We start from the raw sequence: 26,375 nt of genomic DNA on the forward strand, positions 1-26,375 counted from the left end.
TAAAGAGCGGGTGATCATTCCGCTCTTTATAAGAGATAAAACTTGGATATATTTGCCTGCTATATATTATGTGAAATGTTATCGAGGTGTTAATGAGTTTATATATATCCGCTACAGGCGAGAGTGGTTTAAGCGAACAGCGGACAAAAAAATAAGCCCATTCAGGGCTTATGAAGTAGCTTCTTTCGATAACAGCGAATTTAATAAAACTCACGAAACTGTCGAGCACTATAGAACCTGCGTCTGCCCCTTCTACCGAATCTTCTTTCAGAATCACCGGGCGGATCATCGAACGATGTTCCACACATAGGACATCCACTATACTGGGTTGAATCGAATTCGTGTCCACAGCAAGGACAGACTTCGCAAATATCGCGGCAACAGGTTTCATATATTCGAAAGTGTCTAGAAAAGGTTCCGACACACCTTCTATGGCATGGCCTGCATTCATGTTCAGGCATACAGTTATCACGCATATTAGACCTCATTATCGTACCTCCACAATATTTTTCTGATTGAGTCTATTATATTTTATGCGTGATATTGGCTACATGTTACGTCGATAAGTGTTTAAAGGAGGTGCAGAATGAAAGCCATAACAATGTACCGTCATGGGCAAGCAAAGAATCTGGGAGTGGGGAGGCGCTACCGATGTGCGTAAAGCTTGTCAGTGCAACTCATGTTATAAGCGTAAAACATGTACTGACTGCAAATATATCAAAGACCATGCGAACGCTGATGCGCCACTACGGGAGTAGCCAGTTGTGCTTTGTATATATGCCCGCCGGGCGAGATTGGTTTAAGCGACCAGCAGGATAAAAAAATAAGCCCAATCAGGGCTTATGAGATACAGTAAGTAACTTTCGAGAACAGCGAATTTAATTAAAACCTACGAAAACGTCGCCGGAACGGGAAGAATGGGAAAAATGGGAAGAAGCCGAATCCACCAAATCCACCGAAACCTCCGAATCCACCGAATCTGCGTCCACCAAAGCCGCCAAAGCGAGGTGGATCGTCGTTCGGTAATCCACACTTAGAGCACCGGGCTAAATTGTGCTCGTGGCCACAACGGGGACAGACCCTGACCATATCATAACAACAAGTTTCGTACAGTTTGTATACTCCAACACACCTTCTATGGCATGGTCTGCACGGTTCTGGCATGCACTCGCGTTCCGGCATACAGTTGTCATCTGACATACAGTCATCATCATGCATATGGTATTTCATTATTATACATACCTCCATAATATTTTCTGAGTAGGTCTATTATATTTTATGCGTGATATTGACCACATGTTACGTCAATTTGTGTTTATTAGGTTACCTAAAATATATAGGAGGGACAACCATGAAGGCCATAACAATCCCTGCTTCAACCGTAACATGGAATTGTCAAAGAAAATAAAAGAACAGCGTGGTTAGCGCTGTTCAGATTATGGTATTTTACTCCGATTTTTCCTCTTCAAGCTTAAAATCGTTTTTGTAAGCTTGTGGTACTGCTTGTACTGCCAGAAAGTATGCGTCCATGTAAGTGGTACCTGTGACTGTTTCTTCGGTTGGTTCACCATTTATGATGATACGGAAGGTTGGCATAATACAACCCCCTTTCATTTTTAGTTTAGATGATGGACATGTTTTAATGCAAGCTTTTTTATTTTGTTTGTGAAGCCATAAGTACGAAAAGAGGTGCATCATGAAAGCCGTAAACAATTCTGCAGCTGTTTGCAAGCCTCATTGTCTGCGGTGAGAAGAAGGTCGAACTGGTACCAACCAAGGGCATGCAGCGGCTTTGGGAGTAGATTTGTTAATAGACGGGATTTACATTTGTGTAAGAAAATAGATGAAAGGCGGTCAGTGACCGCCTTGTAAGTGTAAACTGATTAGCTCTGTCGCATCTTAAACGTATTACAGGCTGTACCATCAGAAGTTTGTACTCGAAGATCACCACTTGATTTAACTTCAATACCATCAGCAGTACATTTAAAGTTATTATTGTGGTGGCATTCTTCGCACATACATTTGGTTACTTTCGACATGTCTATTCACCTCCAAGCTTATTATGGCTTGAAGTGTGCAGTTTATATTTATGAAACTTAAATAAACAAAGGGCAGCCAGCCTGCCCTATTCGGCTTTTAATTTTATGGGGGTGGGGGTAAGTGCAGCAAGCATTAGACATAAAAGAACAGATAAAGCACGAGAACCGGATAGCTGCAAGCTGGCTCATACATTACAGGGAACGCAGGCGATCACATGATGAACTATATCAAGAGATTACTGCCGGGACGAAAGCAAAGGATGAAAATGTGGGCGGTGGACGCGGCGGAATTGGTAAGCCAGTTGAGGCTATGGCTATTAAACTGGAGGCATTTAACACTAGTGATACCGCCAAATGGCTGCGGGTGGTTGAGGATGTAAAAAGTATTATTGGGCCCAAGAAAAAGCAATTGCTTGAGCTGAGGCAGGAATGTCGATTCTATATATCGCCAGATGGCGGCCGGGGTGGATAGCTCCGGTTCAGCAGAGGTTCGGGGAGATTACCGGGTGGTGCCCGTCTGAGCGTACAATTCAGGACATGTGGCGAGATATTGTTATAGTGGCAGTGCGTGGTGCGCGTTGACGGCACCATTGAACGCGGCAGGCCGGAGGAATATGTCGGAGCTCATGCGCAAGGTTTTAATACCGGCAGCATTGGTATCAATTTTGCGGGAAATATGGACAAGATGCAGCCAACGCCGGCACAGATTGAGAGTGGAACCATGCTGTTGGCCGATATCTGCACCCGGCACGGTCTGACTCCTGATGTTAACACCATTGTCGGACACCGGGATCTTATGGCTACGGATTGCCCTGGCCAGAACCTGTATGATATCCTGCAGACGCTACGAGGCAAAGCAATCTGGTATCAGCAAAATAGTTAACCTTGCTTACGGACGGATCAAGCGTAAAGTGAATATAGTAAAATAACATAACGTGGAGGTTTAATATGGATATAGGGAAAATAAAAAATACGATTGATAATGCTGGCCGTAAAGTTAATGGTTTTGTGGATGGTTTTGCTGCTTTCCATAATTTCGAGCAATGGCAAGTATGGCTTGCTATTGCGATTGTGATTGCATTGGTTATGTTGGTCATCTGCTAAAAGATATAAAAATACGCCGCAGAAGGGCGGCGCAAGAAAGGAATGAGGAGTACTATGCTTAGTTTATCCAAACGCCAGGCGGCTATGCTGCTTGGCGTTGTTTTGTTGCTTGCGTTGGCCGGGTGGATGTTGTGGCAGCATAACACGGCCCAAGAAGCCAAATTGCAGCAGCTGTTAAAATGACTGCCGATCAGGCTAAAGATATCAATACTCTGCAGAATGAGCTAAAGGTATCAAAGCAAAACGCCGAACTGCTGGCAAAAGCCGTAACCGATGCCCAGGCCGGGAAGCTACAGCCGGAAGTCCATTATATTGTTCAAGCCCCAACTGTCCAAGCTGCAGCCGAAAAAGTTACAGACCAGATAAACCAGCAAGACAACTCATTGCCGCCGCTGGCACTTGAAAAGACAGACCGGACAGTGGTTGTACCGAACGAGCAAAAAACACCTGAATCCAACTGGGATGTTGGTATTTTCAAGGTAAACAATTACCGAAATTGGGAATGGTCTGCTGGGTACGGTTAACACAGAGGAGAAGGGTACATACCCATAGGATTGCAACGGAATTACAGCAAGGATAAGGCTATAGTACACCAGGATGCCGAGGATATTAAGAAAAATGTTGGATGGGAAGTAAAATCCGTTTGGAAAACAGATAAGTTATTTATGCTGTTTTAATTCTACTAATTGTTCTAGAACTAAAGTGAGGTGATGTCATGAGCCCAGTACCTGAAGCGGTACCAATTCCTAACCATTATGGTTAGGTTAGGCGGCAACCTTACTTGGTTGCCGCCTTTATCTTATATGTGCAATATTGGTTCAAAATCATGTAAACGATAGGCTTTTTAATAATTCCAAGATTGTTTGGTATTTTTCTAAAGGAGATAAGACATAGGGCATATTAACACCTCCATTATTAAATATGCACATATTTCGTCAGATGCCCATAAATTACCTTTTAAACTTGTTATTGAGATAAATTAGTAAGATCTTAGTAGTATTTAACTGCAGCCGCCTGCCGGGTTCGTCCTGGCGGGCGGCTTTTTTTGTTTTTATGGCAAGTTTTTCTAAATAAATTCTAAGAATTGGTATATATAATTGCAATATAGAGAAAGAAATCTACTGGGGGAATATCAATGAAAAAAATGTTAGTTCTAATGATTGCAATGTTTGTTTTGAGCCTTTCTTCAATAGTAAGCGCTCATGATAATCAACAAAGTTCAGTTCCAAATTATCAAATGATGGCTGTTGCCGATCAACCGCAGCCTGATCCTAACGATCCGCATCATAAGCAACAGCCTAAATCACATCATAAGCAGCAGCCCAAGCAACAACAACCACAGCCTGAGCAACCTCAGCAGCCACAGCCTGACCAACCAAGATAAGATATTAAAATCATAAAAGCCCGTCTCTCAGCCGTTTTTCCTGGTTCAGTACAGACGTTATGGCCGGGAGGCGGGCTTTTTTATCTTATAATAATTGGAGTTTATCAGTGATGTGTGTTATAATAAATGAGCATTAGATGTTAAAATAAAAAGTTGACAATAATTAAAGATGTGAAAGCTAGTTATATAGGTAATAATGAAAAGAGGCAAAGAAAAATGATTAATCCGCCATTAGAAGTTTTGCTAAGCAAAGTGGATGATAAATACACTCTTTGTGTTGTAGCGGCTAAACGAGCTCGCGAAATCTTAAGCCGTGGCGAAATCTTGGTAGATGATAAGCCTCAAAAGCCAGTTAGTGTTGCCTTAGAGGAAATTGCTTCAGGGAAATTAACTTACCAACGAACTAAAGTCGGAATTAAATAGCTAAGTAAAATTATATCGCGGGGTGGAGCAGTTGGTAGCTCGTCGGGCTCATAACCCGAAGGTCACAGGTTCAAGTCCTGTCCCCGCAACCAAGAAAAATTAGCCGCTTACTGGACAACTGGTTGGCGGCTTTTGTTATCCTGTAACATACACCTTTAAAAAACGTCCCAACTCAAGACGAGTTATTTTATGTAAAATTGTGGTATAATTATATCGGATTATACATTAAGTAGAGGTGAGTCTATGTTTTTCGTTAGAGCATTAGCTGAAACGCAGATTAAACCTAAAAGAAACAAGCGTAAAATTTGGCCGGTCAAAGGCAGTATTATAGCTTTTGGTGGCATAACGTATTTGATGTATATCATTGCAATGGGATAAGGGATTGATAGAAAAACATGAATTTTGATAAGAATGATTCTTTAATAAATAATTTGATGACGCTCATGGAAGAGCAATTGAGATTAAATGGGATTAATGAATACAAGATTGCTGACGGTAATTTTCATTTTTTAAATGCTGATGATAAACCAAAAGCTAATGCTATTATTCGTGACTACCTTACTTATGTGTTTGACAAAGATGCCAAAAATTTGATGTAGTACTGCCGCCTGCCGGGAAACTGGTGGGCGGCTTTTTTGCTGTTTACCAAATTTATTAAGGTAATTCAAATGCCTATGAAATAATCTAATAGATGGCGATAGAATAGCTGCTATCGTCATCCCCAGTTTTTGCCGCATCCTCCGGGGTGCGGTTTTATTTTTAAAGGTAATTCTACTATCAGGTAAATATAATAAAATTGTTCTTCAGAATAAGTACACACTCCTCTCTTATACCCCGGCCAGCGTGTCGGTCCTTTTTTTATTTCCAATAAGCAGCATACCCTGAAACAACAACCACAGTCTGAGCAGCCAAAATAAGATATTAAAATCATAAAATCCCGTCTCTCAGTCATTGGCCGGGGGACGAGATTTTTACTTCTAAAGCAATTCTAAAAAACACAATGTATATTAAAGATGTTGAGCAATCTCCATTATAGCCACCCTATTAAAAGTCGCCTGCCGGGTTCACCTGGTGGGCGACTCTTTATGGATTAGTGCAATTTACCTACGCAATTTTAATAAAAATTTAAATAAAAGACTGTATTATGTAAATTGTGCATCTGACATATACATATTTAAAGGAGGTTTCCAGATGAAAGGTATGTTGAAAAAGCTTGTGATTTATTCCGCGTTAGGACTGATGCAGGTCGGCTTATTTGCAACTGTAGTGTCAGCAGCTCCCCGAGTCGAAGAACCGCCAGCAATAGAAGAGTGTTGTGGAGATCCCGCTTGCTTGAAAAAGTGTGCTAATGGCGTAACGCCTGAATGCAAGGAAAAACATCATCATAAAAAACCAATTACAAAGGCAGTACCTCAAAAAGACATCCAAAAAGATACCCAAAAAGACAATGTAGATTTTTTCAATAACAAATAAATAATCGCTCGGTAGCTACGGCTGCCGGGCTTTTTTATTTTGGGCAGAAAAATAAGCCGGTTTACCGGCTTACCAGGTCATATTGCATCTTATAATTTAAATACATTCTTTAAAATCGTATCCAATTCAGTTGTCATAGCGTTCAAGATGCTATCCAGTGAACGTTTTTCGCGCCAGAGTTTTCCATTGTATAGATATTTTTGATTTTTTATGTCTAAGATTTTCATATGTATTGAACCAAAACTTCCATACATTTCAGTGTGATATGGTAGAATTTCAACTAATATAATTATAGAATAATTCGTGTCTTTAAACATGTCTAATATATCATTTTTCTCTGTACTTGCAACATCAAGAATATTAAAAGTATTGTCTATAAGATCAACATTATATTTCGCATCTAATGATTTTGTAATTTGATTAGCTAAAATAGAAGACAGTTCAGATTTATACTTAGATGTTGCAGGTCCTGTACCTGAGTATGAATTATTTACAATTAATACCGGAAGGATTTGTTTCTCGTTTTGTGATATATCACTGGCGTGGGCTTGTACCGTTCCCAATGATAATATGATCATTAGGATTATCAACAATATTCTTTTCAAGAGCATCAGCCTCCACTAAAATATTTATTTCTTATTATAAATACCACATTTTACAGATTATTCCTTCAGGCTATAAAATTCTCCAGGGAAGTTAAGGTGATTCTAACATCAGCCCAATATAATTAAGAACATCTCCTTTGCAAAAACCATACATACCTAGTTTTACCCGGTTGCAGCGCCGGGTCCTTTTTTATTTCTAATCATTGCCGCTGCAATATTGGCATAAAAAACGAAATTTATTAGCAGACTATGAAATGAAAGAAAGCAAAGGTGTATCACGGAACGTAGTCATTTATTAGTTATATTTAGACAAGAAAACTGAAAAGATAATAGGAGTCGTTTCAGAAGACATATCTCCCAATATGTAATTAAGGAGAAATTTAAATGTTAGTAAAAAAAGTTAAGATTCAAGGAAATCTTAATAAAAAACAAGTAGAAGGAATTAAAGCGAAACTCAAAACTTCGGACGAAGCGTCAGTAGTAAAACTAGGCGTATCATCGTGTGATGCGGTTAAGATTGGCTTCAATTGTAAGAATAATACGAACGATAACTTGGAAGACATTCGTAAACGGGTAAGACGTCGATGCTTTAAGATTTCGTATAGTAAGGACTACTAAAACTTGGTATGCCGCCTGGAGGCGAGTATCCAGGCGATAAGTAAACAGAAGCCAAAGAAAAAGAAAACCGGTTAAAATTATAAGCCCCTGGCCAGGGGCTTTTTTATTTTCTGTTTATTGCCACTTGCAATTTTCGAACGCATGTTCTAAACTGAAAACGAACAAATGTTCCGGTGAGGTGCAGAATGGAAAACAAACACAAAATACCTGTCGGCGTGACTGCTTACCACGACCCAGATGGCAAAATAAAGCCCCTCTTCCTGCACTGGGAAGACGGGCGCAAGTATGATGTTGACCGTCTGCTAGATGCTCGTCCGGCAGCATCACTCAAAGCGGGCGGGTATGGTATGCGATATACTTGCCGGATTGCAAATAAGCAGGTGTATTTATTTTGTGTTGAAGGTAAATGGTTTATTGAGCGGTAAATACTACTAGTAAAATTTGTTGAAGTAGTGTATAATAGCATTATTAAATGCGAAGCTGCATGTTTTGGCTTCGCATTTTTTATTTAATAGGAAGGGTGTGTTAGTTATGGACAATACAGAAAGATTAGAAGTGATCTTAACAGAGGAAGAATTGCGGGAGTTAATAGCTGACTTGCCCAATATACTTCAGGAACTAGAACAATAGGCAGCCTAAGTGCCCCGGATCATTCCACCTGACCGGCACCAAAAAAAATGTTATAATAAACAAAAAGGAGCTGCCACCAACGGCAGCTTTATTTCTATACCTAGAAGTAGGTGGGATCATGCGTCCTATCTGGAAAGGAATGTTATCCTTTGGTCTTGTCAATATTCCTGTCAGCCTTGTACCGGCTACGAGAAAACAAGCTATCAATTTTAACCAGCTTAGAAAATCCGATTACAGCAGAGTGCAATATAAAAAGGTAGCAGCTATAGACGGTAAGGAAGTACCGGCCGATCAGATTGTAAAAGGTTATGAAGTATCACCAGATAGTTATGTTGTCATATCGGATGCTGAACTGGAGCAGATCAGTCCAGAACAGTCCAGGGTAATCGATATTGAAGATTTTTGTCGCCTTGATGAGATAGACCCGAGGCATTATGATGCGAGTTATTACTTGGTGCCGAATGAAGGTGCTGGAAAAGCCTATGCGTTATTACTTCGGGCGTTAAAAGAATCTAACGTGGTCGGCATTGCCAAAATAGTGAAGCACCAGAAAGAATACTTGGTTGCTATACGACCGACAGAGGGGGCTCTATCTCTGTCAACGATGCTATTTCCGGAAGAATTGATCAGTACAGCCGATCTGGAAGTTAAGCCGGATATAGAGCTATCTGACAAAGAATTGAGCATGGCCAAGCTGCTGGTTGAATCGCAAATTAGCAAATTCGATCCTAACAAATATAGAAATGAATATTACAATGCTGTCTATAATTTGATTATAACTAAGGCTGAGAAAGAACAGATTTCTTGTGTTACGGAAAACGAGCATGCTTCTGCCGGCAAGGTTATCGATATAATGGCCGCGCTTGAGGCAAGTATTAAAGCGATAGAAGAGAAGGAGAAACCAAAGCGCAAAAAGAAAACAGGTTGAGTAATAACCGTCCGCTTGGACGTGAATGCAAGGAAAAACATCATCATAAAAAACCAATTACAAAAGCAGTACCTCAAAAAGACATCCAAAAAGATACCCAGAAAGATACCCAAAAAGACAATGTAGATTTTTTCAATAACAAATAAATAATCGCTCGGTAGCTTCGGCTGCCGGGCTTTTTTATTTTGAGTAGAAAAATAAGCCGGATTCCCGGCTAAATAACAAATTAAAATTTACAGTTTAAAGATATCTTTTACGATTTTAAGAAACTTGTTGCCTTTCAAATAATAAGATCATATAATAAGAATATATATTCCTATATGGGAATATACTACTATTCGGACGGTGATTTATGAAGCTCATTGATGTTTTAAAGGCACTAGCAGACTATAACCGATTAGCAATTATGTGCTACCTTCAAACCGGTTCCCGTTGTGTTTGTGAAATTGAACAAATCCTATCGATCTCTCAATCAGCCACATCCAAGCACCTAAACAAATTAAGAATGGTTGGTCTTATCGACGCAGAAAAAAAGGGGCAATGGGTTTATTACAGCATCCCAAATGAAGCTTATTTAGAATATCCCTTCTTAGAAAAGCTACTCTCTGATGCAAATACGCATCTGGTAAATGATACCAGTAAAGTAAAGAAACTTGGCGATTGCTAGGAATGAATATTTGAGGAGAGGATATTGTGAAACGAATAGCATTCATTTGTGTCCACAATTCATGCCGTTCGCAAATGGCGGAGGCTTTTGGAAGAGTTTTGGGACTTAATGTATTTGAGTGTGTTTCCGCTGGCACGGAAAACAGAGAGTACATTAATCAGGATGCCGTACGGATTATGAAAGAAATCGGCATTGACATGGAGCTTCACCAAAAGCCTAAATTGATTCAATACATCCCAGATGTCGATATCGTGGTAACCATGGGCTGTAATGTACAGTGTCCAACCCTTGCCTGTAGTTATCGTGAGGATTGGGGACTGGAAGATCCCACTGGAAAAAGTGATGAAGACTTTAGAATTACTCGCGGGCTAATAAAATCTAAAATGGAAGATCTTATCCATCGGATAAAATCCAATTTAATCTAATGGATAGGTAATTAAAAATATGGAGAGTGATATTATGAAAAAAATAATGATTTATGAACCAGCTATGTGCTGTTCTACCGGGGTTTGCGGACCCAGTGTTGATAAAGAACTTCTAAGAGTAGCAACTGTTATTGAAACCCTTAGCCAGAAAGGTGCCGATATCAGTCGGTTTAACCTCTCCGGCCAGCCTAAAGCCTTCGTGGAGAATCAAATAATTAGTGACTATTTAAAACAAAATGGTCCTGAAATACTGCCAATTATTTTAGTGGATGGCCAGGTCGCTAAAACAAAGAGCTATCCTACCAATACAGAATTTGCTGAGTGGACCGGACTGGAAGTGAATTTTCAGCCTAAAAAATCCAGTTGCTGCTGTGAAGGCGGATGCTGTTAATCAATCCAAGGAGGCTAGCTGATGGAATTGTATAAACCTACGCACATCGAGCTCACCAAATATTTCTTCTTCACGGGCAAAGGCGGCGTCGGTAAAACATCAGCCGCCTGTGCGACAGCCGTTAACTTGGCTGATGGCGGTAAAACGGTTATGCTAATTAGTACAGATCCGGCGTCCAATTTGCAGGACGTGTTCGGAGTAGAGTTGGATAACAAAGGAACCTTGATTTCTACGGTTCCCGGTCTAACCGTTGTAAACTTAGATCCGATAGAAGTATCTCGCGAATATAAAGAAAAAGTAATTGGGCCATACAAAGGCTTATTGCCGGAAGCGGCAATCGCTAGTATGGAAGAGCAACTATCAGGGTCCTGTACCGTAGAAATTGCTGCGTTCAATGAGTTTTCTCATTATCTAACCGATGAAGCAATTAAAGATAAGTATGATCATGTCATCTTTGACACAGCTCCTACCGGTCATACTCTACGCATGCTGCAGTTGCCTTCCGCCTGGAGTAACTTTATCAGTGAAAACACACATGGCGCTTCCTGTTTAGGACAATTATCCGGCTTGGAAGAAAACAAGCAGATGTACAAAAATGCCGTAGAAACGCTGGCTAAGCCGAGCATGACCACCGTGATTCTAGTGGCAAGACCGGAAAAAACACCACTCTTGGAAGCAAAACGGGCTTCCGAAGAACTAAAAGATATTGGTATTAATAATCAAACCATAATTATTAATGGGGTCATGGATCTCGATAATCCGGAAGACGAAGTAGCTTTAAATCTGTGTAATAAGCAACAACAAGCCCTACAAAATATGCCTGACTACTTGCATAGCCTTCCAACCTACTATATCCCTCTTCGGGCCTACAATGTCTATGGTGTTGATAATATTCGCAAAATGTTAACCGCTGACCATGTGAGCGCACCTGAATCTACAGCTACACTGAACAAAGTGGACTCTTTAACTGACTTGATCAGAGATCTTTTTACAACGCATAAGAAAGTTATTTTTACGATGGGTAAAGGTGGCGTAGGCAAAACTACCTTAGCGGCAACCATTGCTTTAGGGCTAACTAGAATGGGAACCAAGGTACATCTTACAACTACTGATCCGGCGCATCACTTGAAATTTTTGCTTGATAGCAGCCAAAACTTAAAAATCAGCCATATCGACGAAGCCCAAGAACTTGCCAAATACAAAGAAGAAGTGCTCTCCAAAGCAAGAGAGTCGGTGGGAGACGCTGATCTAGCCTATATCGAAGAAGACTTAAGATCGCCTTGTACTCAAGAAATCGCTGTATTTAGGGCCTTTGCCGATATTGTTGAGCAGGCAGACGAAGACCAGGTAATTGTAATTGATACGGCTCCTACCGGCCACACCCTCTTATTATTGGATGCAACCCAGAGTTACCACAAAGAGATTCAAAAAAGCCAGGGCGACATTCCGGAAAGTGTGAAAAGATTACTGCCCCGATTAAGAGATGCTACGGAGACAGAAGTAGTGATTGTAACCTTGCCGGAAGCTACTCCGGTCCACGAAGCAATGCGACTTTCTGAAGACTTAGAACGGGCAGGTATTCATTCCAAGTGGTGGGTAGTAAACTCAAGCCTTTATCTTACAAATACCAAGAGTCCACTGTTAAAGGCAAAATCACAAAGTGAAGTAGAATGGATTAATAAAGTCGTGGCAATATCCTTAGACCATACTGTACTAATCAAATGGCACGGAACAGAATTAAAGGGAAATAGTCTCCTAGATATAATTAAAGGCTAAAGACAAAAACCAAGATCAATTAAATGCGAAGCTACATTAGTTGGAGTTAAACAGGTAGAACCTGACGGCAAGGTTGTTGACATTATGGCCGCGCTGGAGGCAAGTATTGCAGCCATTAAGGAACAAGAGAAGCCGAGACGTAAAAAGAAAACAGGATAAAAGCCTAAAGTCCCTGGCATGTGCCGGGGACTTATTTTTCTAACATTGTACTTATATCATGTGTATAATGTCCATATAAGCTTCCCAATGAGCTTCGGTTATTGTGTTAAGTGTGTCGCGCATCCTGTCGCTGGCATGCTCCGATGCTTCCACAGCTGTACGCATTAGTTCAAGCTGTTCAATGGCTTCCTGATGAAGTGTAATCATATGTGCAGGATCGACAGCTAATGGACGGCGGCTAAATAGTTTTTTCATGGTAATCGTCTCCTTAAATAAGGCTAACGGGATTTCTAACGGCGTCCTTTAAAGGGAGCAATGAAACGTATCATTTTGATGGGTACATGCAGTGAAATGGAGCGACGGCAGAATGTGCTGTTAACAATAATGTAATCGCAACCTACATAACAAATTGTACCGCAGAACGTAGCGCCTTTGCGGTCAATCATGGCATCTGTGCCAAGAATGACTTCATCGCCCAGGAAGCAGAGAAGGCGGTCTTTGAAGTTATCGCGGAACATTTTGTAAGCCATAGGGTCTTCCATGTAGTTGTCATCACAGCACATCATGTCTTTATCCGGAAAGTCGCAGCACATTTTATCATCCGGACCATACCAATGAGGATATTTAGTTTCCATAAATATCAATGACCTCCTTTATTTACCTTAGAGAAGTGATACATGTTTATATAGTTTTCTAATTCAGCATATGAATTTCCAGAACATAATGTTACAGCCGTTAACAATTTGAAAACGAATTATATCATCAATTTTGGTATTTTTCGCAAACGCTTTGCCAAAATGCCGTCAAATCAGACAAAAATAGTTACAGGCAGGAAAATAACGGGATATAGCGAATATATACTTTTATTCTATGTGTAGGTGGTGAACCTTCAGTCAATGGAGTTTATGAAGAATAGTAATATTATTCTTATGGGCTTTTTAGTATGGTTGATTATCGCGCCGCGTGTAAGCAGTCCACGGTATGGCGAGTTGTTTTTGGCTTATATGACAGCTCTTTTGTTCAGCCTAATAGCCAGCTCGGAAATTATGATGATAAAGCCGGTCGCATTCTTTTTTACTCTCGGCGGAGTTTTGGCCTTTTGTTATGTAGTGGCACGAAAAACAATCAGAGTAACCATTAGAAAATAAGGAGGCCATTGTTATGCCGTCGTATCCTGAAAAAAAACTTACTCAAAAAAGCAGAGAACACAATAATAGTGAGCGGGCTGAAGTCCGGTATTTTAAAGGTGAAGAACAATTCGAGCGCTGGCGTAAGGAGTTTGTGCAGCACCAGGACTATGAGCTAAAACTGGCTTCTGTCAGCAAGACTACCTACGAGCCGGTTGACTACCAGAGTTTGCTTGTCAGAGAACCGTTTCCGGAATTGCAGCTAACCGATCACAGTCACCTTGTTGGTAAGGCGAGAGCTATTACAGAGGCGAAATTTGTTTATCCTGTTGCTGCCAGGATTGCAGCTATCGTTTGTTTGCTTGGGGTATTAGTTATCCTTTTTAGTCCTATAACTCTTTTAATAACTGCCGCCCTGGGCGTCGCTTCTGCCGTATCGCTTTATTTTAAGGTAAAAGACCGGGAGGAATCCGTTAAAAAAGCGGAACAGGCCGCCCTGGATGAAATCGCCGAACGAAACAACCGGGAACGCCAAGCCTATGAGGAGAAAAAACGCGAGCATGAAGAAAAAGAAAATTCCCGCATTGAGCTTGCCGAACAGTTAACAACAGGTGACCCCGTCGCAGTTCGTTCCCGGTTGGATGAAGCGCTCAACCGGTTGAAGCTGCCGGTAATTGCCGAAGTGGATATTGAGTTTCATGCCAATACACCGTTAATCAAGGTATGGTTACCTTCCAAAGGGGTTATTCCCAAACAGATTTGTGAATTACTGCCTTCTGGCCGCCTCCAGTATCAAGATAAGGATACCAGGGTATTTAATAAACAATATTTTGAACTGTGTGCAGGAATCATTTTGCAGGTAGCTGCCACTATTTTGGCGAATATCCCGTCTTTTGCCGTGATTTATGCTGCTGGGATCGCAAAAAATGAGTTTAGCGATGATTGTGTTTTGACTGTGAAAATTCCCAGGGAGAAAGTAGATAGTCTCAACAGGGCTACTAACGCTGTTGCTGCGATACAGTCTTTTGATGGTGTGTATGAATGTGACACTTCGCTGGCACTATATCCAGTAGAGATGTTAATTCCACCGGAATTTGAAGGTGTGGACAAGCAGATCCTAAAAAATCTGCGTGTGCGAATATTTAAGTAAGAATAGCATATAGTAAAAAGAATTTTATACATAAAATAGAACAAGAAGGAATTTTAATTTTTCTGGAGAATTATTATCCTTAAATTAATGGTAAGCTATACCAAATAAATCTAAGGGGGAAATCTCAATGAAAATTGCTGATTTAATTCAAAGTGCTGATTGGAAGGCCGAAAAGCATGTACCGGTGATTGAGGCGCCAGATAAAGTTCAGGCTGGGGAAAAAGTGACTGTTGAAGTTTGTGTTGGTAAAGAAATTGCCCATCCTAATACAACGGAGCACCATATTCGCTGGATAAAACTGTATTTTAAGCCCGATAACGGGAAATTTGCCTATGAAGTGGCTGCATTTGAATTTGCAGCTCATGGAGAGTCTGTGGAGGGCGCCAATAAAGGCCCCGTGTATACTGAGCCATATGGTAAGGCAGTAGTCAAACTGAGTGGTTCAGGTACTCTTGTTGCTGAGGCCTACTGTAATATCCATGGCTTATGGGAAGGGTCCAAGGCCATTTCTGTAGAATAATTATATATGGCGCTCTTGAAGGGCCAGGGATAAGTTCCCTGGCCTTTTTACATACCGCTTGGTTCTTCTTCCCAAGAGCGTTGCAATAATTATTTTGCAGTATGGGTGGGGGGATGTTCTAATGGTATATTCAAAATCGTACAGCGTGAAAGACATTGTTCCCGGTATGACTATCAGTAAACCAGTATTAGGCAACAAAGGACGGGTTCTTTTAGGAGAAGGAATTATACTATCGGAGCGCATCATTGATCAGCTTGTTAATTGGGGTATTCAGCAGATCGACATTCAGGAAATTAATCAGACGGTAGCCGCTCACGTCGAGGATCTGATGGAATGCGTCAGACAAACAAAAGAGAATTATGAAGGTACTCTGGATTCATTGAAGACCTATTTTGAACAAACACGCCGCTATAAAAAACTGTCAGTACAGTCCCTGAGAGATTTGGCGGATAATTCTATTCTGCAGCTGGTAAATACTTCTGGAATCATTTCGTATCTACTAATGCTGGAACGAAAAGATGACTATACTTTTCATCATTCCCTGAATGTTTCCATATTGGCAGGTGTACTGGGAAAATGGCTGGGTATAACAAGCCAGGAGTTAAATGATTTGATTCTTGCGGGATTAATGCATGATGCCGGCAAGGCGCTGGTGGATATTAATATTTTAAACAAACCGGAAAAATTATCCGGCAAAGAGACTGAAATCATGCAATACCATCCGGTATTTGGCTACGAACTCTTAAAGGATAGTAAGGAATTACCGGAAACTGTCCGGCTGGGGGTGTTGCAGCATCATGAACGGATGGATGGCAGTGGCTATCCACTAAAACTATCAGGTGGACAAATTCATTATTTTGGTAAAGTAATTGCAATTGTCGATATCTATGATGCGATGACTTCGGACAGGGTATATAAAACAAAAGCAGACCCCTTTAGCGTTATAGAGACTTTAGCCAGTGAGATGTTTGGCAAGATAGATGCTGAGTTTTGTTCTGTGTTTTTGCAAAATATCAGTAATTATCTGACTGGAAAATTCCTGCGGCTAACGGATGGAAGAGTGGCAGAAGTTGTGTATTACGACAACGTAAGTTATTCCCGGCCTGTTATCCGCACCGGAGATAATGAATTTATCGATCTGAATAAAAATAAAGTAATTGGGATTAGTGAAGTGATAGATGTCTGATTGTTCAATTAATTAAATAATGGTATAATGTGGATGAGGGACCGGGATAAGCTGCATGTAATGTACCGGGAGGTTGAGGGTATGCAGGAATTACTGCTAATCATGGCCTTTTGCTCTTTTGTCTGGAATTTGGATATTCCTCAGCGTTATATGCGTTATGAAAAAGGAAACGTACTATGCGGACGGCGTCATATCAGAATGGCATTGTTAAAATTGGCTGGTTACGCCGGGTCAAGAGTTGCCAGGCATGTAACGGTGATGCTGATTTTTTTAGCCTGGATGATCCTCTCTTGTTACTTTTTTACCATTAGTGCGTTATTCCCGGCAATCGGTCTCAAAGCGGTAGCTATGCTTGCTGCAACCCTGGGAACTATAGGATTATGGCAGGATATGGCTGCTGTTTACAAAAATTTTCCGGAGTGGTGTTACAACCAGGAAGATAATATTATTATGGTTAGTAAAGGCTGCTGGGAAATTGTCCTTGCCGGTTTGATTTTTATCCGGATTTTCTTATCTTAAATGATAGTATAATATTTTTCATGAGGACAATATCGGCTTTCGCTTCCCGCCAAAGGGTTGGGGGCAAGCCGATTTTCTTTGGGTGATTAAATTTTTCTGCAATTTTGTCCACTTGTAGAAGGATATTGTATTCATATGGAGAATATAAAGTGCCATGCTAAATTATATGTTGCATAACAGAGGGGGATAGGCATGGCACTAATTGTAAAAAAATTTGGCGGCAGCTCAGTAGCTACACCAGAGAAAATTATGGCAGTTGCCAGGCGGGTATTACAGGAAAAGAAACCCGACGATAAAATTGTCGTTGTAGTGTCAGCGATGGGAGATACTACAGACGATTTGATAAGTTTGGCGAAAGCAGTGACAAATCAAACCCAGGGACGTGAAATGGATATGCTGCTGGCAACTGGTGAGCAGATATCAATTGCACTCCTGGCTATGGCATTTACAAAATTGGGGCAGGAAGCCATATCAATGACCGGCTTTCAAGCAGGTATTACCACGAATGAATTTTATAATAAGGCTAAAATTACCGGTATAGCACCTGATCGAGTATTGAAAGAGTTAGATGCTGGCAAAATTGTGGTAATTGCCGGTTTTCAGGGACTTACTGAAACCGGTGATATTACGACGTTGGGCCGTGGGGGTTCAGATACTACTGCGGTAGCCGTGGCAGCCGGACTTAAAGCGGATCATTGTGAAATTTATACCGATGTTGACGGCATTTATTCATCTGATCCCAGGGTTGTTCCAACAGCAAAAAGGATGAAAGAAATCACCCATAACGAAATGCTTGAGATGGCTCGGCTCGGCGCCGGTGTAATGCATCCACGATCTGTTGAGCTGGGTAAGCATTATGGCATGCCCATTCATGTTCGCTCGACTTTTTCAAATGAATCAGGTACATTTATCAGGGAGGAATATACAATGGAAGAAAAAGAATTTGTGATTCGTGGCGTAACACATGACACCAATGTTGCTAAAATTGCCGTACTGGGAGTACCTGATCGTCCGGGAATTGCCTATAAGATTTTTTCGGCACTGGCCGAGGCCAATATAGACGTAGATATGATTGTTCAAAGCGTGCGGGCAATCGATAAGCACATAATTGACATGCTGTTTACCATTGCTCAGGGGGATGTTCCTCCGGCCAGAACCATTCTGGAAAAACTTAAGGAGGAAATGTCGTTTATTGGATTGACTATTGATGAGAATGTCGCAAAAGTCTCTGTTGTCGGTGCCGGGATGTTAGGTAATCCGGGGATTGCAGCTGCTACCTTTGGCGCCTTGGCAGACGCAAATATTAATATTGAAGTCATTAGTACTTCGGAAATAAGCATCTCCTGTCTTATTGACGCAACGAAAGTTGAACAAGCTGTTAATGCTATTCATTCCCGTTTCTTTCCAGGTTAATAAGAGTATATTAGTATCATTGAAGACAGTTCCCAATACATACTGGGGCTGTCTTTTTTTATTTCAAGATGAAGTCTTTTGTAAAAGTGAATTATTGTAAGGTTACATAATGTTTGGATTCGATAAGCTTTACAACACTATTAATATGAAAAGTGTAAAATAGTGTTGTATAACTGGCAGACAGCATCATAGGAGGATCGTTTGATTTATTTACCAATGCATTTTAGTTTCAAATAAGAAGGAATTATGTAAATATAATAGAATTAACATAATCACAAAGCAGTAACCCAAAACGTACTGCTTAACCCTAAATATTACCGGACCAGCCTATTGATGAAAAGGTAGGTAGGTGGGGTGGTAATAAACATAATGGTCGGCAGAAGTTACTGGTTAAGGTATAGCCGAGTATCTGTGAGGAAACGTGGACACTCATGCAGAAAAGCTACACCCTCCCGGTAAAATAAGCAAACTGTTATATTAGGGTAGAACTCTGTTTGGACTTATACCTTAAAATCTAATTTGCTGAGGAGGAATTGAGATGAAAAAGAAACTGCTTGCTGCTGCTGTATTGGCCTCCCTGACCCTGTCAACCGCTGCTGTATTCGCTGCTGCTCCAACTTTCTCCGGTGACGCTAACATCGAGTATCGTAACCAAGATACCCGTACTACTGATGATGGTGAAAACTATGGTTATTTCACTAACCGTATCCGCCTGAATGTGGAGTCCCAAATCGACGATACTTTTTATATCCATGGCCGTGCAAGAATGGATAATAACCTCAGAGATGGCGGCCAAACAACTACAACTTCTTTCGATCAGGCATATATTGGCGCAAAATTTGATCAGGTGGATTTAAAAGTTGGCCGTCAATCACTTGCTATCGGTAAAGGTCTTTTGATGGATGACGATAAATTTACCGGTGCACAAGTAGGCATTGCTCTTGATGGGACAAAACTGAACGGCTTTACCGGTAGAGATGCCAATGACGACAAAACTCACTTTGCTGATGTAAGCACTGCAATGGGAGATGTTAACCTCGGTGCCTCCTTCCTGAAAGAAGCGGATAACAAATATTATGGTATTAATGCCGATACTAAATTGGCTGATAACGTAGTGTTGAATGTTGAATATGCTAAAAACAATACTTTAAAGGCTGATGGCTATCTTGCTGAGATTGCTGTAGGACAAGCTGCGCAAAAAGGCGATTTCAAATATGCAGTATCTTATCGTGATATTGACGCCGGCGCTCTGCCTGATTTTACTACTGACGGCTGGTACAAAGACTCCAAAGGTTTCCGTGTAAAAGGTATCTATAAAGTATCTGACGCTGCTACCCTGACTGCTTACCAGGATATTGCCGAAGAGAATAACGGCAGCAAAGCCGATCATAACCGTACTAACGTAGAATTTGCCGTAAGCTTCTAAATTATATAACTGAATCAAAGATAAGGCGGCTCATCTGGGCCGCCTTATCTTTTTAAAGAAAACGCCGGTTGCGGATTTAGACAGAAATATTAGGTTTGACAGACAAAAATTACAACGTATTTGATATTTGATAAAAGGCATTCTATTAACAGGCGCCCAAAATAAATTTAAATGGAGGTTTTGCGTAATGTCAAGAAGTAAAAAACCGGTGAATCCGGCAGCGCAAAGTGGCCTCGACCGCTTGAAAGAAGAAACGGCTGCCGAACTTGGTCTTAAAGACTACAAAAACACCTACAAGGGAGCTTTGACTTCGGCTGACAATGGCCGGGTAGGTGGACAAATGGTCCGTAAAATGATTGAAGCTCGTGAAACCCAATTTGGTCAGGGTACTACTCAAGCTACCAGCAGCACACTTACTGCTAAACAAGATGCCAACCAAAAACCCTAAAGCAGGCGAAAGCCTGCTTTTTCTTGCTTATACAGTATTATTCATTCCCGGGGTTGTCGCCAGTACATTATACAGCAAGTCAGGCGGAATGAAAAAAAGCACTTTTTGTTAAATAATAAACAGGAAATATAATGGTATAGCCAGAATAGGTGTATAATAGGCATATCTAACCATATGTTTTTTGTATGTGTACCATATATACCAGTCCTATTAGGAAAAAGGAGTGCATGGTGTGAAAACGGCATTAATCAAAAATTTGCACCGTCATGTTGGCGAGCAAGTTACTGTACAAGGCTGGGTATACAATCAGCGCTCTTCCGGAAAAATAACTTTTATTATTCTCCGGGATGGCTCCGGTCTGATGCAGGGAGTGGTTGTAAAGCAAGAGGTGGGCGAAGCACTTTTTGCCGAGGCCAGAAAACTCACCCAGGAAAGCGCCGTCAAAGTTACGGGCATAGTACGTGAGGAACCGCGTTCGGTTGGCGGACATGAGATGCAAGTAACGGATATGGAGATAGTCAGCCTGGCTGAAGAATATCCCATCACCCATAAAGAGCATGGTGTGGACTTTTTGGCTGAACACCGTCATTTATGGATTCGTACGCCGCGCCAGGCTGCCGTGCTGCGAATTCGTTCAGAAATTGAACACGCTCTGAGAAATTTTTTTTATGAGCGCGATTTTGTATTGGCTGATGCTCCGATCATTACGCCGGCAGCATGTGAAGGCACTACGAATTTATTTGAAATCGACTACCACGGTGAAAAAGGCTATTTGTCGCAAAGCGGTCAGTTGTACAATGAGGCTAATGCCATGGCCTTGGGACGGATTTACTGTTTTGGGCCTACTTTCCGGGCTGAAAAGTCCAAAACCCGTCGTCATCTCCTCGAGTTCTGGATGATCGAAGCCGAAATGGCTTATTTTGATCTCGATGCTAATATGGAGCTTCAGGAAGAAATGATTCATTATGTTATCCAGCGTGTACTTGCCAAATGTACAAATGAGCTTAATGTGCTGGAACGGGATGTTGAGAAACTCAAGGCCATTAAACTCCCATTTCCGCGAATAAGTTATACTGACGCAGTGGAACTTTTAAAACAGGCCGGCGAAGACTTTACCTGGGGGGATGATTTTGGTGCTCCGCACGAAACCATCATATCCAGTCATTTTAATGCTCCGGTATTTGTGCATCGATACCCCACAGCCATCAAAGCTTTCTATATGAAACCCGATCCCAATGATGCCAACGTAGTACTGGGCGCCGACCTGCTGGCACCTGAAGGCTACGGTGAAATTATCGGCGGCGGCCAGCGGATTGATGACTTGGCATTATTAGAACAGCGTATTGCCGAACATAAGCTGCCCCAAGAAGCCTTTGAATGGTATTTGGACTTGCGCAGATATGGCAGTGTGCCGCATTCCGGTTTTGGTCTGGGCCTTGAGCGTACAGTAGCCTGGTTATGTGGTCTTGAACATATCCGTGAGACAATACCTTTTCCACGCATGCTTCACAAAATGTATCCCTGAGACTGTTTTTTTAGGAATCAGCCTCACTCAACAGTGCTAGTAGTTATTATCATATATTTTTTAAGTATATAGGGGGAGATAACATGACAGTAAGTCTTGCCGCATCACATGCAAAAGGTAAATTTGCTACTGACAAAATTTTTGGGGCTGCAGCGGCTGCCAATCAGGCTGCTGCACAATATGGCAAAGAGAAAGTAGTAAACGCCACTATTGGCTCAATATTGGACGATAACGAAAATCTGGTCTGCCTGCCTACCGTGGAAAAATTATTCCGCACCCTGCCTATCAATGAAATAATCAATTATGCACCTATTGCCGGTCTGCCTGACTTTTTGGATGCCGCTACTGCCTTAACTTTTGCTGACAATCGGCCTGACGCCTATACCGACGCGGTTGCTACCTCCGGCGGTTCAGGTGTAATTCATCATACTATCTGGAATTACACTGAATTGGGTGATGCCGTCTTAACCTCCGACTGGTACTGGGGGCCTTACAAAGTCTTATGTGAAGATGCCTTGCGCAAGATTGACACCTTCACTTTGTTTGATGAGCAGCAGAAATTTAATATAAAATCATTTGAGAGCAAAGTAAATGAACTTCTTGCCAAACAAAACAGCTTAGTTACTATTATCAATACACCTGCGCATAACCCGACAGGCTATAGCTTGGCGGACAGCGAATGGGACAGCGTACTGGATGTGGTTAAAGAGGCTGCCAAAGACCAGTCAAAACGCTTGATCCTGTTAGTGGATGTCGCTTATCTTGATTATGCCGGGGAACAGAATGAATGCCGTGCATTTATGAAAAAGTTTGGCAACTTGCCTGAAAACGTACTCATTATTATCGCCTACAGCATGTCGAAAGGGTTCACGGCCTACGGACAGCGTACCGGCGCTATGATCGGTGTTTCGAAAAGCAAAGAAGTAATTAAAGAGTTTGCCGATATTAACCAATATACCAGCCGGGCAACCTGGTCCAATATTAATCGCGGCTGTATGCGGCTTTTAGCTACCATATATAATGATAAGTCCTTGCTTGCACAGGCCGACCAGGAACGCAGCCAGTATTATGCTCTTATTCGCGAACGCTCCGACATTTTTGTACGTGAAGCCAAGGCGGCTAACCTCAATATGCTGCCGTACATAGCCGGGTTCTTCCTGACGGTACCGTCGGCCAAACCGGATGCGGTGTGCGATAAATTGCATGAAAACCATATTTTTGCCGTACCGCTGGGTAAAGGTATTCGCATTGCGGTATGCGCCGTACCTTCAGCTAAAATCACGGGCATGGCCGCCAAAGTGGCCCGGGCAATAACTACCGTTGAAAAATAATTAAGAGTATTATAATTCGATTGCTCACAGGTATTCGTAATGGACGCAGGGGAAGACTCTTATCTGCCATTTGCGAATGCCTGGCAGGGCAATCTTTTTTTGTCACCACTGTCTGCTGGTACATAATATAAAGTAAAGCAGCTCTCCTATGTAATGCAGGGGGTGGAGGAAGTGGCTGACAGTATGGCTGTAGCTTTTTTGCAGGGGGGGCCTCTTGCCCCCGATATTCACGGAACAGTAACTTTCAGAAATGTACAGGGCGGCACAAAGGTGACGGTAGAAGTGAGGGGATTGCCTAACTATCAACCGGCAGCAAACGGAAAGCTGCCGGTTGGTCCTCATGGCTTTCATCTGCATGAGGGCGGCAGTTGCCGGATTGGCGATCCCGATAATCCGTTCATGGCAGCCGGCGGGCATTGGAATCCTGACAATCAGGCGCATGGCAATCATGCAGGTGATTTTCCTGTGTTATTTTCAAACCGCGGATTTGCCTTTATGTCCTTCTTTACAGATCGATTTACCGTGTCAGACGTGATCGGCAAGACAGTCATCATTCACGAGAATCCTGATGATTACCAGACTCAACCGGCCGGAAACTCCGGCCGGCGGCTGGCTTGTGGTGTAGTAAGACGTTGTCGTGAAAGCTAGCAACAGAATTTACCACTGCTGAGCATTTGAGTACGGGAAATACTAGTCACAGGAGGCGAACATTATGAGCTTGCATTGTGACAATCTGGATGACACACCATTTCGATTTCCGCGTACCGGTTTTTGGATTATTCATATCCTTGGCGGCTTATTTCTAGTATTGTTAGGTATGCGGCTGGCTATGAGAAGAATGTCGCTGCCATTCATTGCTTACCGTTTATTCAAAATATTACGGTGAACATAATGCGGTCACTTTTACCGGCGCTTGCAGGGTGGAAAGAGACCGTATTTTTTGTAAACGAATCCTAAATGATGGCAAAAGGAAAGCCCGATTAACGGGCTTTCCTTTTATTTAGACTTCAACCTGGCTAAATATTACCCATAAGCTGGCCAGTCTGGGATAAGTCATAGCCGCCCATACCAGCTACCTCGTTGCGAAATGCGTCAGACCGGATTACGTTTAATAATGCCTGAAAGTGCGGCTTCTCAGCATCTTCCTTGCGTAAAACTATATCGTAGCGTTCTTTTTTCTGAAAGATAAAGTCAATATCACTAACCTGGAGAGCGGCTTTTTCGATGCCAATGCCCACATCAGCCTCGCCTCTGGCCACATAACTGGCTACTGCCAGATGGCTCATTTCTTCCCGGGTGTAGCCCTTAATCTGGCGGTAATCAATATCAAGCACATGGAGCATTTCATCCAGTAATACCCGGGCGCCGGAACCGCGTTCCCGGTTAATGAGCGTTATATCAGGACGGGTTAGGTCATTCCAGGTGTTGATGTTTTTGGGATTGCCTTTGGCAACATAGAAACCGGTGTTGCGATAGGCTAAATTATAAACCAGAGTCCTATGGCCGGGTAGAAACCGGCGGACATAAGGCGTATTGTAAGTGTCGGTGTCGCTGTCCCATAAATGGGCAGTTACTACATTGACCGAACCCCGGTACAAGGCTAATAAACCGTCGATGCTGCCGGAATAATTACGTAAGCAGCGAATGTGGGGCATAATTCTTTCCAGGTGGCGGGTTAGAGTATCCAAAATGATATCCTGACCGCAGATAATAAGACTATCCGGCTCAATTCCCTGCTGTGTCGCCGCCGGTTGAGCAGCGGCCTGCTGCCCAACCGGCTGTTTGATTTTCTTGGAGTTTTGTATGTATACCTCCAGATCAGGCGCTTCGACACGCACTTTGCGGCCGATATGATAAGCGGCAAGGTCGCCTCGCTTAATCATCTCATACACGGTGAAGCGGGATATTTTTAGGATCTTGGCCACTTCTTCGGGAGTATAGGAAGTTGTATCGCTCATATATGCACCTCTATTAAAAAAAGTTATATTAATTTGTAGGCAAGCTCTTGCAAATATCATACAACAAATACTATAATAACACCATAGAGATTATGTTCAGTTTTGTTAGTTTTATTTTGGTTGAGGCACAGTGTAAAGATTTTTCTAATTGCTGCAGAGTATTTATTGTATAATTCAATTTAATCGATACACTGTTGTATCAGCTAGCTTAATTGTAGTTCGGTTATGTTAGTTGATTTTTTATTTTAAGATTGGAGGGTTGCATATAAGTTAATGAACTGGGCAAATGCGATGGATAAATATTATTACTTGCCGAATTGAGCAAGGCTAGGGAGGACGAAAAATGAAAACAAAATTGCTAATTATTGTCGCGTTGATACTGGTACTTATTGCCGGTTTGGCTGGCTGTTCCAGCGAAAAACAAGCTTCGCCAGCGGCGCAGCAAGCGCAGCCGGTAGAACTTAATGTTTCGGCTGCTGTCAGCATGAAGGACGCCCTTGCGGAAATTCAGAAGAATTATCAGGCCAAAAAGCCAAATGTAAAAATTGTTTATAACCTGGGGGCCTCCGGTGCTCTCCAACAGCAAATTGAACAGGGGGCACCTGCTGATATTTTCATTTCGGCAGCTCCTAAACAAATGAATGACCTTGAAGCCAAGAATTTAATTAATAAGCCTACGCGTAAAAATCTGGTTGAAAATAAGCTGGTAGTTGTTGTGCCTAAAGATTCTAGTATAAACATAACAAAATATGAAGATTTGACTCAGGCGGCAGTGAAGAAAATCGCGCTCGGAGAGACGGCCACAGTGCCGGCCGGTCAATATGCCCAACAAGTACTACAGAAATTAGGGCTTTGGGATAACGTAAAAGAAAGAATCGTATTTGCCAAAGATGTCCGTACTGTATTGGCGTATACGGAAACAGGCAATGTGGAAGCCGGGGTTGTCTACAAAACAGATGCTGCTTCCAGTGACAAAGTAAAAATTGCCGCTATTGCCCCGGAAAGCAGTCACCAGCCTATAGTTTATCCTGTTGCTATCACTGCCGGCAGCAAGCAGCAAAAAGAAGCCGAGGCCTTTATTGAATATTTGTTTAGTGCAGAAAGTAAAGCTGTATTTGAAAAGAATGGCTTTGTCATGGGTAAGTAACAG

At 41.9% G+C, this 26,375-nt stretch carries 36 protein-coding genes and 1 tRNA gene; 30 read left to right on the top strand and 7 right to left on the bottom strand.

Annotated features, from left to right (window positions below):
- Positions 1–878: 878 nt before the first annotated feature.
- The 3 genes from SATMO3_RS14395 to SATMO3_RS14405 form a co-directional block, all read right to left on the bottom strand.
- On the bottom strand, positions 879–1,031 hold the full coding sequence (locus SATMO3_RS14395) for a hypothetical protein (protein WP_371381443.1): 153 nt from the start codon (positions 1,029–1,031) through the stop codon (positions 879–881).
- 415 nt (positions 1,032–1,446) lie between these two features.
- Positions 1,447–1,596 carry a hypothetical protein gene (locus tag SATMO3_RS14400; RefSeq protein WP_371381444.1) on the bottom strand — a complete coding sequence of 50 codons (150 nt, stop codon included), beginning with the start codon at positions 1,594–1,596 and terminating at the stop codon, positions 1,447–1,449.
- Between the two features lie 287 nt (positions 1,597–1,883).
- The gene (locus SATMO3_RS14405) at positions 1,884–2,039 is read right to left on the bottom strand and encodes a DUF1540 domain-containing protein (protein ID WP_371381445.1); all 156 of its coding nucleotides are present in this window, start codon (positions 2,037–2,039) and stop codon (positions 1,884–1,886) included.
- 121 nt (positions 2,040–2,160) lie between these two features.
- Between SATMO3_RS14405 and SATMO3_RS14410 the strand changes: the two genes are divergently transcribed.
- The 10 genes from SATMO3_RS14410 (at position 2,161) to SATMO3_RS14455 (ending at position 6,423) form a co-directional block, all read left to right on the top strand.
- Positions 2,161–2,511, top strand: a complete 351-nt coding sequence (locus SATMO3_RS14410; RefSeq protein ID WP_371381446.1) for a hypothetical protein — start codon at positions 2,161–2,163, stop codon at positions 2,509–2,511.
- 96 nt (positions 2,512–2,607) lie between these two features.
- A complete protein-coding gene (locus SATMO3_RS14415; protein WP_371381447.1) occupies positions 2,608–2,922 on the top strand; it encodes a peptidoglycan recognition family protein in 315 nt (104 codons plus the stop codon).
- A gap of 65 nt (positions 2,923–2,987) precedes the next feature.
- Positions 2,988–3,143: a hypothetical protein gene (locus SATMO3_RS14420; RefSeq protein WP_371381448.1), complete on the top strand. Its 156-nt coding sequence runs from the start codon at positions 2,988–2,990 to the stop codon at positions 3,141–3,143.
- Positions 3,144–3,197: 54 nt separating this feature from the next.
- Entirely contained in the window at positions 3,198–3,326 is a 129-nt protein-coding gene (locus SATMO3_RS14425; protein ID WP_371381449.1) for a hypothetical protein, read from the top strand.
- Positions 3,323–3,667 carry a hypothetical protein gene (locus SATMO3_RS14430; protein ID WP_371381450.1) on the top strand — a complete coding sequence of 115 codons (345 nt, stop codon included), beginning with the start codon at positions 3,323–3,325 and terminating at the stop codon, positions 3,665–3,667. The genes SATMO3_RS14425 and SATMO3_RS14430 overlap by 4 nt, the downstream gene beginning before the upstream one ends.
- Before the next feature lie 611 nt (positions 3,668–4,278).
- The gene (locus SATMO3_RS14435; RefSeq protein ID WP_371381451.1) at positions 4,279–4,527 is read left to right on the top strand and encodes a hypothetical protein; all 249 of its coding nucleotides are present in this window, start codon (positions 4,279–4,281) and stop codon (positions 4,525–4,527) included.
- 216 nt (positions 4,528–4,743) lie between these two features.
- On the top strand, positions 4,744–4,950 hold the full coding sequence (gene rpoZ, locus SATMO3_RS14440; RefSeq protein ID WP_371381452.1) for a DNA-directed RNA polymerase subunit omega: 207 nt from the start codon (positions 4,744–4,746) through the stop codon (positions 4,948–4,950).
- A 16-nt stretch (positions 4,951–4,966) separates the two neighbouring features.
- Positions 4,967–5,042: transfer RNA gene (locus tag SATMO3_RS14445), tRNA-Met, on the top strand.
- 303 nt (positions 5,043–5,345) lie between these two features.
- A complete protein-coding gene (locus SATMO3_RS14450; protein WP_371381453.1) occupies positions 5,346–5,549 on the top strand; it encodes a hypothetical protein in 204 nt (67 codons plus the stop codon).
- Between the two features lie 592 nt (positions 5,550–6,141).
- Positions 6,142–6,423 carry a hypothetical protein gene (locus SATMO3_RS14455; protein ID WP_371381454.1) on the top strand — a complete coding sequence of 94 codons (282 nt, stop codon included), beginning with the start codon at positions 6,142–6,144 and terminating at the stop codon, positions 6,421–6,423.
- A gap of 89 nt (positions 6,424–6,512) precedes the next feature.
- On the opposite strand, the gene SATMO3_RS14460 is transcribed toward SATMO3_RS14455, so the two are convergent.
- Entirely contained in the window at positions 6,513–7,028 is a 516-nt protein-coding gene (locus SATMO3_RS14460; RefSeq protein ID WP_371381455.1) for a hypothetical protein, read from the bottom strand.
- Between the two features lie 384 nt (positions 7,029–7,412).
- Here SATMO3_RS14460 and SATMO3_RS14465 point away from each other — a divergent pair, with 384 nt between their 5' ends.
- The 7 genes from SATMO3_RS14465 to arsA all read left to right on the top strand — a co-directional run bounded on the left by SATMO3_RS14465 (position 7,413) and on the right by arsA (position 12,463).
- Complete coding sequence (locus tag SATMO3_RS14465) at positions 7,413–7,646, top strand: hypothetical protein (protein WP_371381456.1); 234 nt, start codon at positions 7,413–7,415, stop codon at positions 7,644–7,646.
- A gap of 185 nt (positions 7,647–7,831) precedes the next feature.
- A complete protein-coding gene (locus SATMO3_RS14470; protein ID WP_371381457.1) occupies positions 7,832–8,071 on the top strand; it encodes a hypothetical protein in 240 nt (79 codons plus the stop codon).
- Positions 8,072–8,394: 323 nt separating this feature from the next.
- The gene (locus SATMO3_RS14475) at positions 8,395–9,204 is read left to right on the top strand and encodes a Ku protein (protein ID WP_371381458.1); all 810 of its coding nucleotides are present in this window, start codon (positions 8,395–8,397) and stop codon (positions 9,202–9,204) included.
- Positions 9,205–9,556: 352 nt separating this feature from the next.
- Positions 9,557–9,871 (top strand): ArsR/SmtB family transcription factor, encoded by a 315-nt coding sequence (locus SATMO3_RS14480; RefSeq protein WP_371381459.1) that lies wholly within the window; start codon positions 9,557–9,559, stop codon positions 9,869–9,871.
- Positions 9,872–9,894: 23 nt separating this feature from the next.
- Positions 9,895–10,296: an arsenate reductase ArsC gene (locus SATMO3_RS14485; RefSeq protein ID WP_371381719.1), complete on the top strand. Its 402-nt coding sequence runs from the start codon at positions 9,895–9,897 to the stop codon at positions 10,294–10,296.
- Positions 10,297–10,330: 34 nt separating this feature from the next.
- A complete protein-coding gene (arsD, locus tag SATMO3_RS14490; RefSeq protein WP_371381460.1) occupies positions 10,331–10,687 on the top strand; it encodes an arsenite efflux transporter metallochaperone ArsD in 357 nt (118 codons plus the stop codon).
- A 21-nt stretch (positions 10,688–10,708) separates the two neighbouring features.
- Positions 10,709–12,463 carry an arsenical pump-driving ATPase gene (arsA, locus tag SATMO3_RS14495; protein WP_371381461.1) on the top strand — a complete coding sequence of 585 codons (1,755 nt, stop codon included), beginning with the start codon at positions 10,709–10,711 and terminating at the stop codon, positions 12,461–12,463.
- A gap of 210 nt (positions 12,464–12,673) precedes the next feature.
- Here arsA and SATMO3_RS14500 read toward each other — a convergent pair whose 3' ends face one another.
- The gene (locus tag SATMO3_RS14500; RefSeq protein WP_371381462.1) at positions 12,674–12,877 is read right to left on the bottom strand and encodes a hypothetical protein; all 204 of its coding nucleotides are present in this window, start codon (positions 12,875–12,877) and stop codon (positions 12,674–12,676) included.
- A 35-nt stretch (positions 12,878–12,912) separates the two neighbouring features.
- Positions 12,913–13,257: a hypothetical protein gene (locus tag SATMO3_RS14505; protein ID WP_371381463.1), complete on the bottom strand. Its 345-nt coding sequence runs from the start codon at positions 13,255–13,257 to the stop codon at positions 12,913–12,915.
- Positions 13,258–13,518: 261 nt separating this feature from the next.
- On the opposite strand from SATMO3_RS14505, the gene SATMO3_RS14510 reads away from it, so the two are divergent.
- The 12 genes from SATMO3_RS14510 (at position 13,519) to SATMO3_RS14565 (ending at position 24,153) form a co-directional block, all read left to right on the top strand.
- Positions 13,519–13,770, top strand: coding sequence for a hypothetical protein (locus tag SATMO3_RS14510; RefSeq protein ID WP_371381464.1), 252 nt, complete (start codon positions 13,519–13,521; stop codon positions 13,768–13,770).
- Positions 13,771–13,783: 13 nt separating this feature from the next.
- Positions 13,784–14,899 (top strand): hypothetical protein, encoded by a 1,116-nt coding sequence (locus SATMO3_RS14515; RefSeq protein ID WP_371381465.1) that lies wholly within the window; start codon positions 13,784–13,786, stop codon positions 14,897–14,899.
- A gap of 127 nt (positions 14,900–15,026) precedes the next feature.
- On the top strand, positions 15,027–15,419 hold the full coding sequence (locus SATMO3_RS14520) for a class II SORL domain-containing protein (RefSeq protein ID WP_371381466.1): 393 nt from the start codon (positions 15,027–15,029) through the stop codon (positions 15,417–15,419).
- Positions 15,420–15,540: 121 nt separating this feature from the next.
- A complete protein-coding gene (locus tag SATMO3_RS14525) occupies positions 15,541–16,605 on the top strand; it encodes an HD-GYP domain-containing protein (protein ID WP_371381467.1) in 1,065 nt (354 codons plus the stop codon).
- A gap of 81 nt (positions 16,606–16,686) precedes the next feature.
- Positions 16,687–17,124, top strand: a complete 438-nt coding sequence (locus SATMO3_RS14530) for a hypothetical protein (protein WP_371381468.1) — start codon at positions 16,687–16,689, stop codon at positions 17,122–17,124.
- 192 nt (positions 17,125–17,316) lie between these two features.
- Positions 17,317–18,537 (top strand): aspartate kinase, encoded by a 1,221-nt coding sequence (locus tag SATMO3_RS14535; protein ID WP_371381469.1) that lies wholly within the window; start codon positions 17,317–17,319, stop codon positions 18,535–18,537.
- 538 nt (positions 18,538–19,075) lie between these two features.
- Entirely contained in the window at positions 19,076–19,963 is an 888-nt protein-coding gene (locus SATMO3_RS14540; protein WP_371381470.1) for a hypothetical protein, read from the top strand.
- A gap of 187 nt (positions 19,964–20,150) precedes the next feature.
- Positions 20,151–20,411: a small, acid-soluble spore protein, alpha/beta type gene (locus SATMO3_RS14545; protein ID WP_371381471.1), complete on the top strand. Its 261-nt coding sequence runs from the start codon at positions 20,151–20,153 to the stop codon at positions 20,409–20,411.
- A gap of 232 nt (positions 20,412–20,643) precedes the next feature.
- Positions 20,644–21,936: an asparagine--tRNA ligase gene (asnS, locus tag SATMO3_RS14550; protein ID WP_371381472.1), complete on the top strand. Its 1,293-nt coding sequence runs from the start codon at positions 20,644–20,646 to the stop codon at positions 21,934–21,936.
- An 83-nt stretch (positions 21,937–22,019) separates the two neighbouring features.
- Complete coding sequence (locus tag SATMO3_RS14555; protein WP_371381473.1) at positions 22,020–23,267, top strand: aminotransferase class I/II-fold pyridoxal phosphate-dependent enzyme; 1,248 nt, start codon at positions 22,020–22,022, stop codon at positions 23,265–23,267.
- Positions 23,268–23,438: 171 nt separating this feature from the next.
- Positions 23,439–23,915 carry a superoxide dismutase family protein gene (locus SATMO3_RS14560; RefSeq protein ID WP_371381474.1) on the top strand — a complete coding sequence of 159 codons (477 nt, stop codon included), beginning with the start codon at positions 23,439–23,441 and terminating at the stop codon, positions 23,913–23,915.
- 64 nt (positions 23,916–23,979) lie between these two features.
- The gene (locus SATMO3_RS14565; RefSeq protein ID WP_371381476.1) at positions 23,980–24,153 is read left to right on the top strand and encodes a hypothetical protein; all 174 of its coding nucleotides are present in this window, start codon (positions 23,980–23,982) and stop codon (positions 24,151–24,153) included.
- Between the two features lie 130 nt (positions 24,154–24,283).
- On the opposite strand, the gene SATMO3_RS14570 is transcribed toward SATMO3_RS14565, so the two are convergent.
- Positions 24,284–25,225 (bottom strand): substrate-binding domain-containing protein, encoded by a 942-nt coding sequence (locus SATMO3_RS14570; protein ID WP_371381478.1) that lies wholly within the window; start codon positions 25,223–25,225, stop codon positions 24,284–24,286.
- Between the two features lie 343 nt (positions 25,226–25,568).
- Here SATMO3_RS14570 and modA point away from each other — a divergent pair, with 343 nt between their 5' ends.
- The gene (gene modA / locus SATMO3_RS14575) at positions 25,569–26,372 is read left to right on the top strand and encodes a molybdate ABC transporter substrate-binding protein (RefSeq protein ID WP_371381479.1); all 804 of its coding nucleotides are present in this window, start codon (positions 25,569–25,571) and stop codon (positions 26,370–26,372) included.
- Positions 26,373–26,375: the final 3 nt, after the last annotated feature.

This window comes from Sporomusa aerivorans (assembly GCF_041428895.1).
Classification (GTDB): Bacteria; Bacillota; Negativicutes; order Sporomusales; family Sporomusaceae; genus Sporomusa; species Sporomusa aerivorans.

Coding starts and splice junctions, on each gene's coding strand:
- SATMO3_RS14400 (WP_371381444.1), bottom strand. CDS start 1,596: ATGCCAACCTTCCGTATCATCATAAATGGTGAACCAACCGAAGAAACA.
- SATMO3_RS14405 (WP_371381445.1), bottom strand. CDS start 2,039: ATGTCGAAAGTAACCAAATGTATGTGCGAAGAATGCCACCACAATAAT.
- SATMO3_RS14420 (WP_371381448.1), top strand. CDS start 2,988: ATGGATATAGGGAAAATAAAAAATACGATTGATAATGCTGGCCGTAAA.
- SATMO3_RS14425 (WP_371381449.1), top strand. CDS start 3,198: ATGCTTAGTTTATCCAAACGCCAGGCGGCTATGCTGCTTGGCGTTGTT.
- SATMO3_RS14430 (WP_371381450.1), top strand. CDS start 3,323: ATGACTGCCGATCAGGCTAAAGATATCAATACTCTGCAGAATGAGCTA.
- SATMO3_RS14435 (WP_371381451.1), top strand. CDS start 4,279: ATGAAAAAAATGTTAGTTCTAATGATTGCAATGTTTGTTTTGAGCCTT.
- rpoZ (WP_371381452.1), top strand. CDS start 4,744: ATGATTAATCCGCCATTAGAAGTTTTGCTAAGCAAAGTGGATGATAAA.
- SATMO3_RS14450 (WP_371381453.1), top strand. CDS start 5,346: ATGAATTTTGATAAGAATGATTCTTTAATAAATAATTTGATGACGCTC.
- SATMO3_RS14455 (WP_371381454.1), top strand. CDS start 6,142: ATGAAAGGTATGTTGAAAAAGCTTGTGATTTATTCCGCGTTAGGACTG.
- SATMO3_RS14465 (WP_371381456.1), top strand. CDS start 7,413: ATGTTAGTAAAAAAAGTTAAGATTCAAGGAAATCTTAATAAAAAACAA.
- SATMO3_RS14470 (WP_371381457.1), top strand. CDS start 7,832: ATGGAAAACAAACACAAAATACCTGTCGGCGTGACTGCTTACCACGAC.
- SATMO3_RS14475 (WP_371381458.1), top strand. CDS start 8,395: ATGCGTCCTATCTGGAAAGGAATGTTATCCTTTGGTCTTGTCAATATT.
- SATMO3_RS14480 (WP_371381459.1), top strand. CDS start 9,557: ATGAAGCTCATTGATGTTTTAAAGGCACTAGCAGACTATAACCGATTA.
- arsD (WP_371381460.1), top strand. CDS start 10,331: ATGAAAAAAATAATGATTTATGAACCAGCTATGTGCTGTTCTACCGGG.
- arsA (WP_371381461.1), top strand. CDS start 10,709: ATGGAATTGTATAAACCTACGCACATCGAGCTCACCAAATATTTCTTC.
- SATMO3_RS14500 (WP_371381462.1), bottom strand. CDS start 12,877: ATGAAAAAACTATTTAGCCGCCGTCCATTAGCTGTCGATCCTGCACAT.
- SATMO3_RS14505 (WP_371381463.1), bottom strand. CDS start 13,257: ATGGAAACTAAATATCCTCATTGGTATGGTCCGGATGATAAAATGTGC.
- SATMO3_RS14510 (WP_371381464.1), top strand. CDS start 13,519: ATGGAGTTTATGAAGAATAGTAATATTATTCTTATGGGCTTTTTAGTA.
- SATMO3_RS14515 (WP_371381465.1), top strand. CDS start 13,784: ATGCCGTCGTATCCTGAAAAAAAACTTACTCAAAAAAGCAGAGAACAC.
- SATMO3_RS14520 (WP_371381466.1), top strand. CDS start 15,027: ATGAAAATTGCTGATTTAATTCAAAGTGCTGATTGGAAGGCCGAAAAG.
- SATMO3_RS14525 (WP_371381467.1), top strand. CDS start 15,541: ATGGTATATTCAAAATCGTACAGCGTGAAAGACATTGTTCCCGGTATG.
- SATMO3_RS14530 (WP_371381468.1), top strand. CDS start 16,687: ATGCAGGAATTACTGCTAATCATGGCCTTTTGCTCTTTTGTCTGGAAT.
- SATMO3_RS14535 (WP_371381469.1), top strand. CDS start 17,317: ATGGCACTAATTGTAAAAAAATTTGGCGGCAGCTCAGTAGCTACACCA.
- SATMO3_RS14540 (WP_371381470.1), top strand. CDS start 19,076: ATGAAAAAGAAACTGCTTGCTGCTGCTGTATTGGCCTCCCTGACCCTG.
- SATMO3_RS14545 (WP_371381471.1), top strand. CDS start 20,151: ATGTCAAGAAGTAAAAAACCGGTGAATCCGGCAGCGCAAAGTGGCCTC.
- SATMO3_RS14555 (WP_371381473.1), top strand. CDS start 22,020: ATGACAGTAAGTCTTGCCGCATCACATGCAAAAGGTAAATTTGCTACT.
- SATMO3_RS14565 (WP_371381476.1), top strand. CDS start 23,980: ATGAGCTTGCATTGTGACAATCTGGATGACACACCATTTCGATTTCCG.
- SATMO3_RS14570 (WP_371381478.1), bottom strand. CDS start 25,225: ATGAGCGATACAACTTCCTATACTCCCGAAGAAGTGGCCAAGATCCTA.
- modA (WP_371381479.1), top strand. CDS start 25,569: ATGAAAACAAAATTGCTAATTATTGTCGCGTTGATACTGGTACTTATT.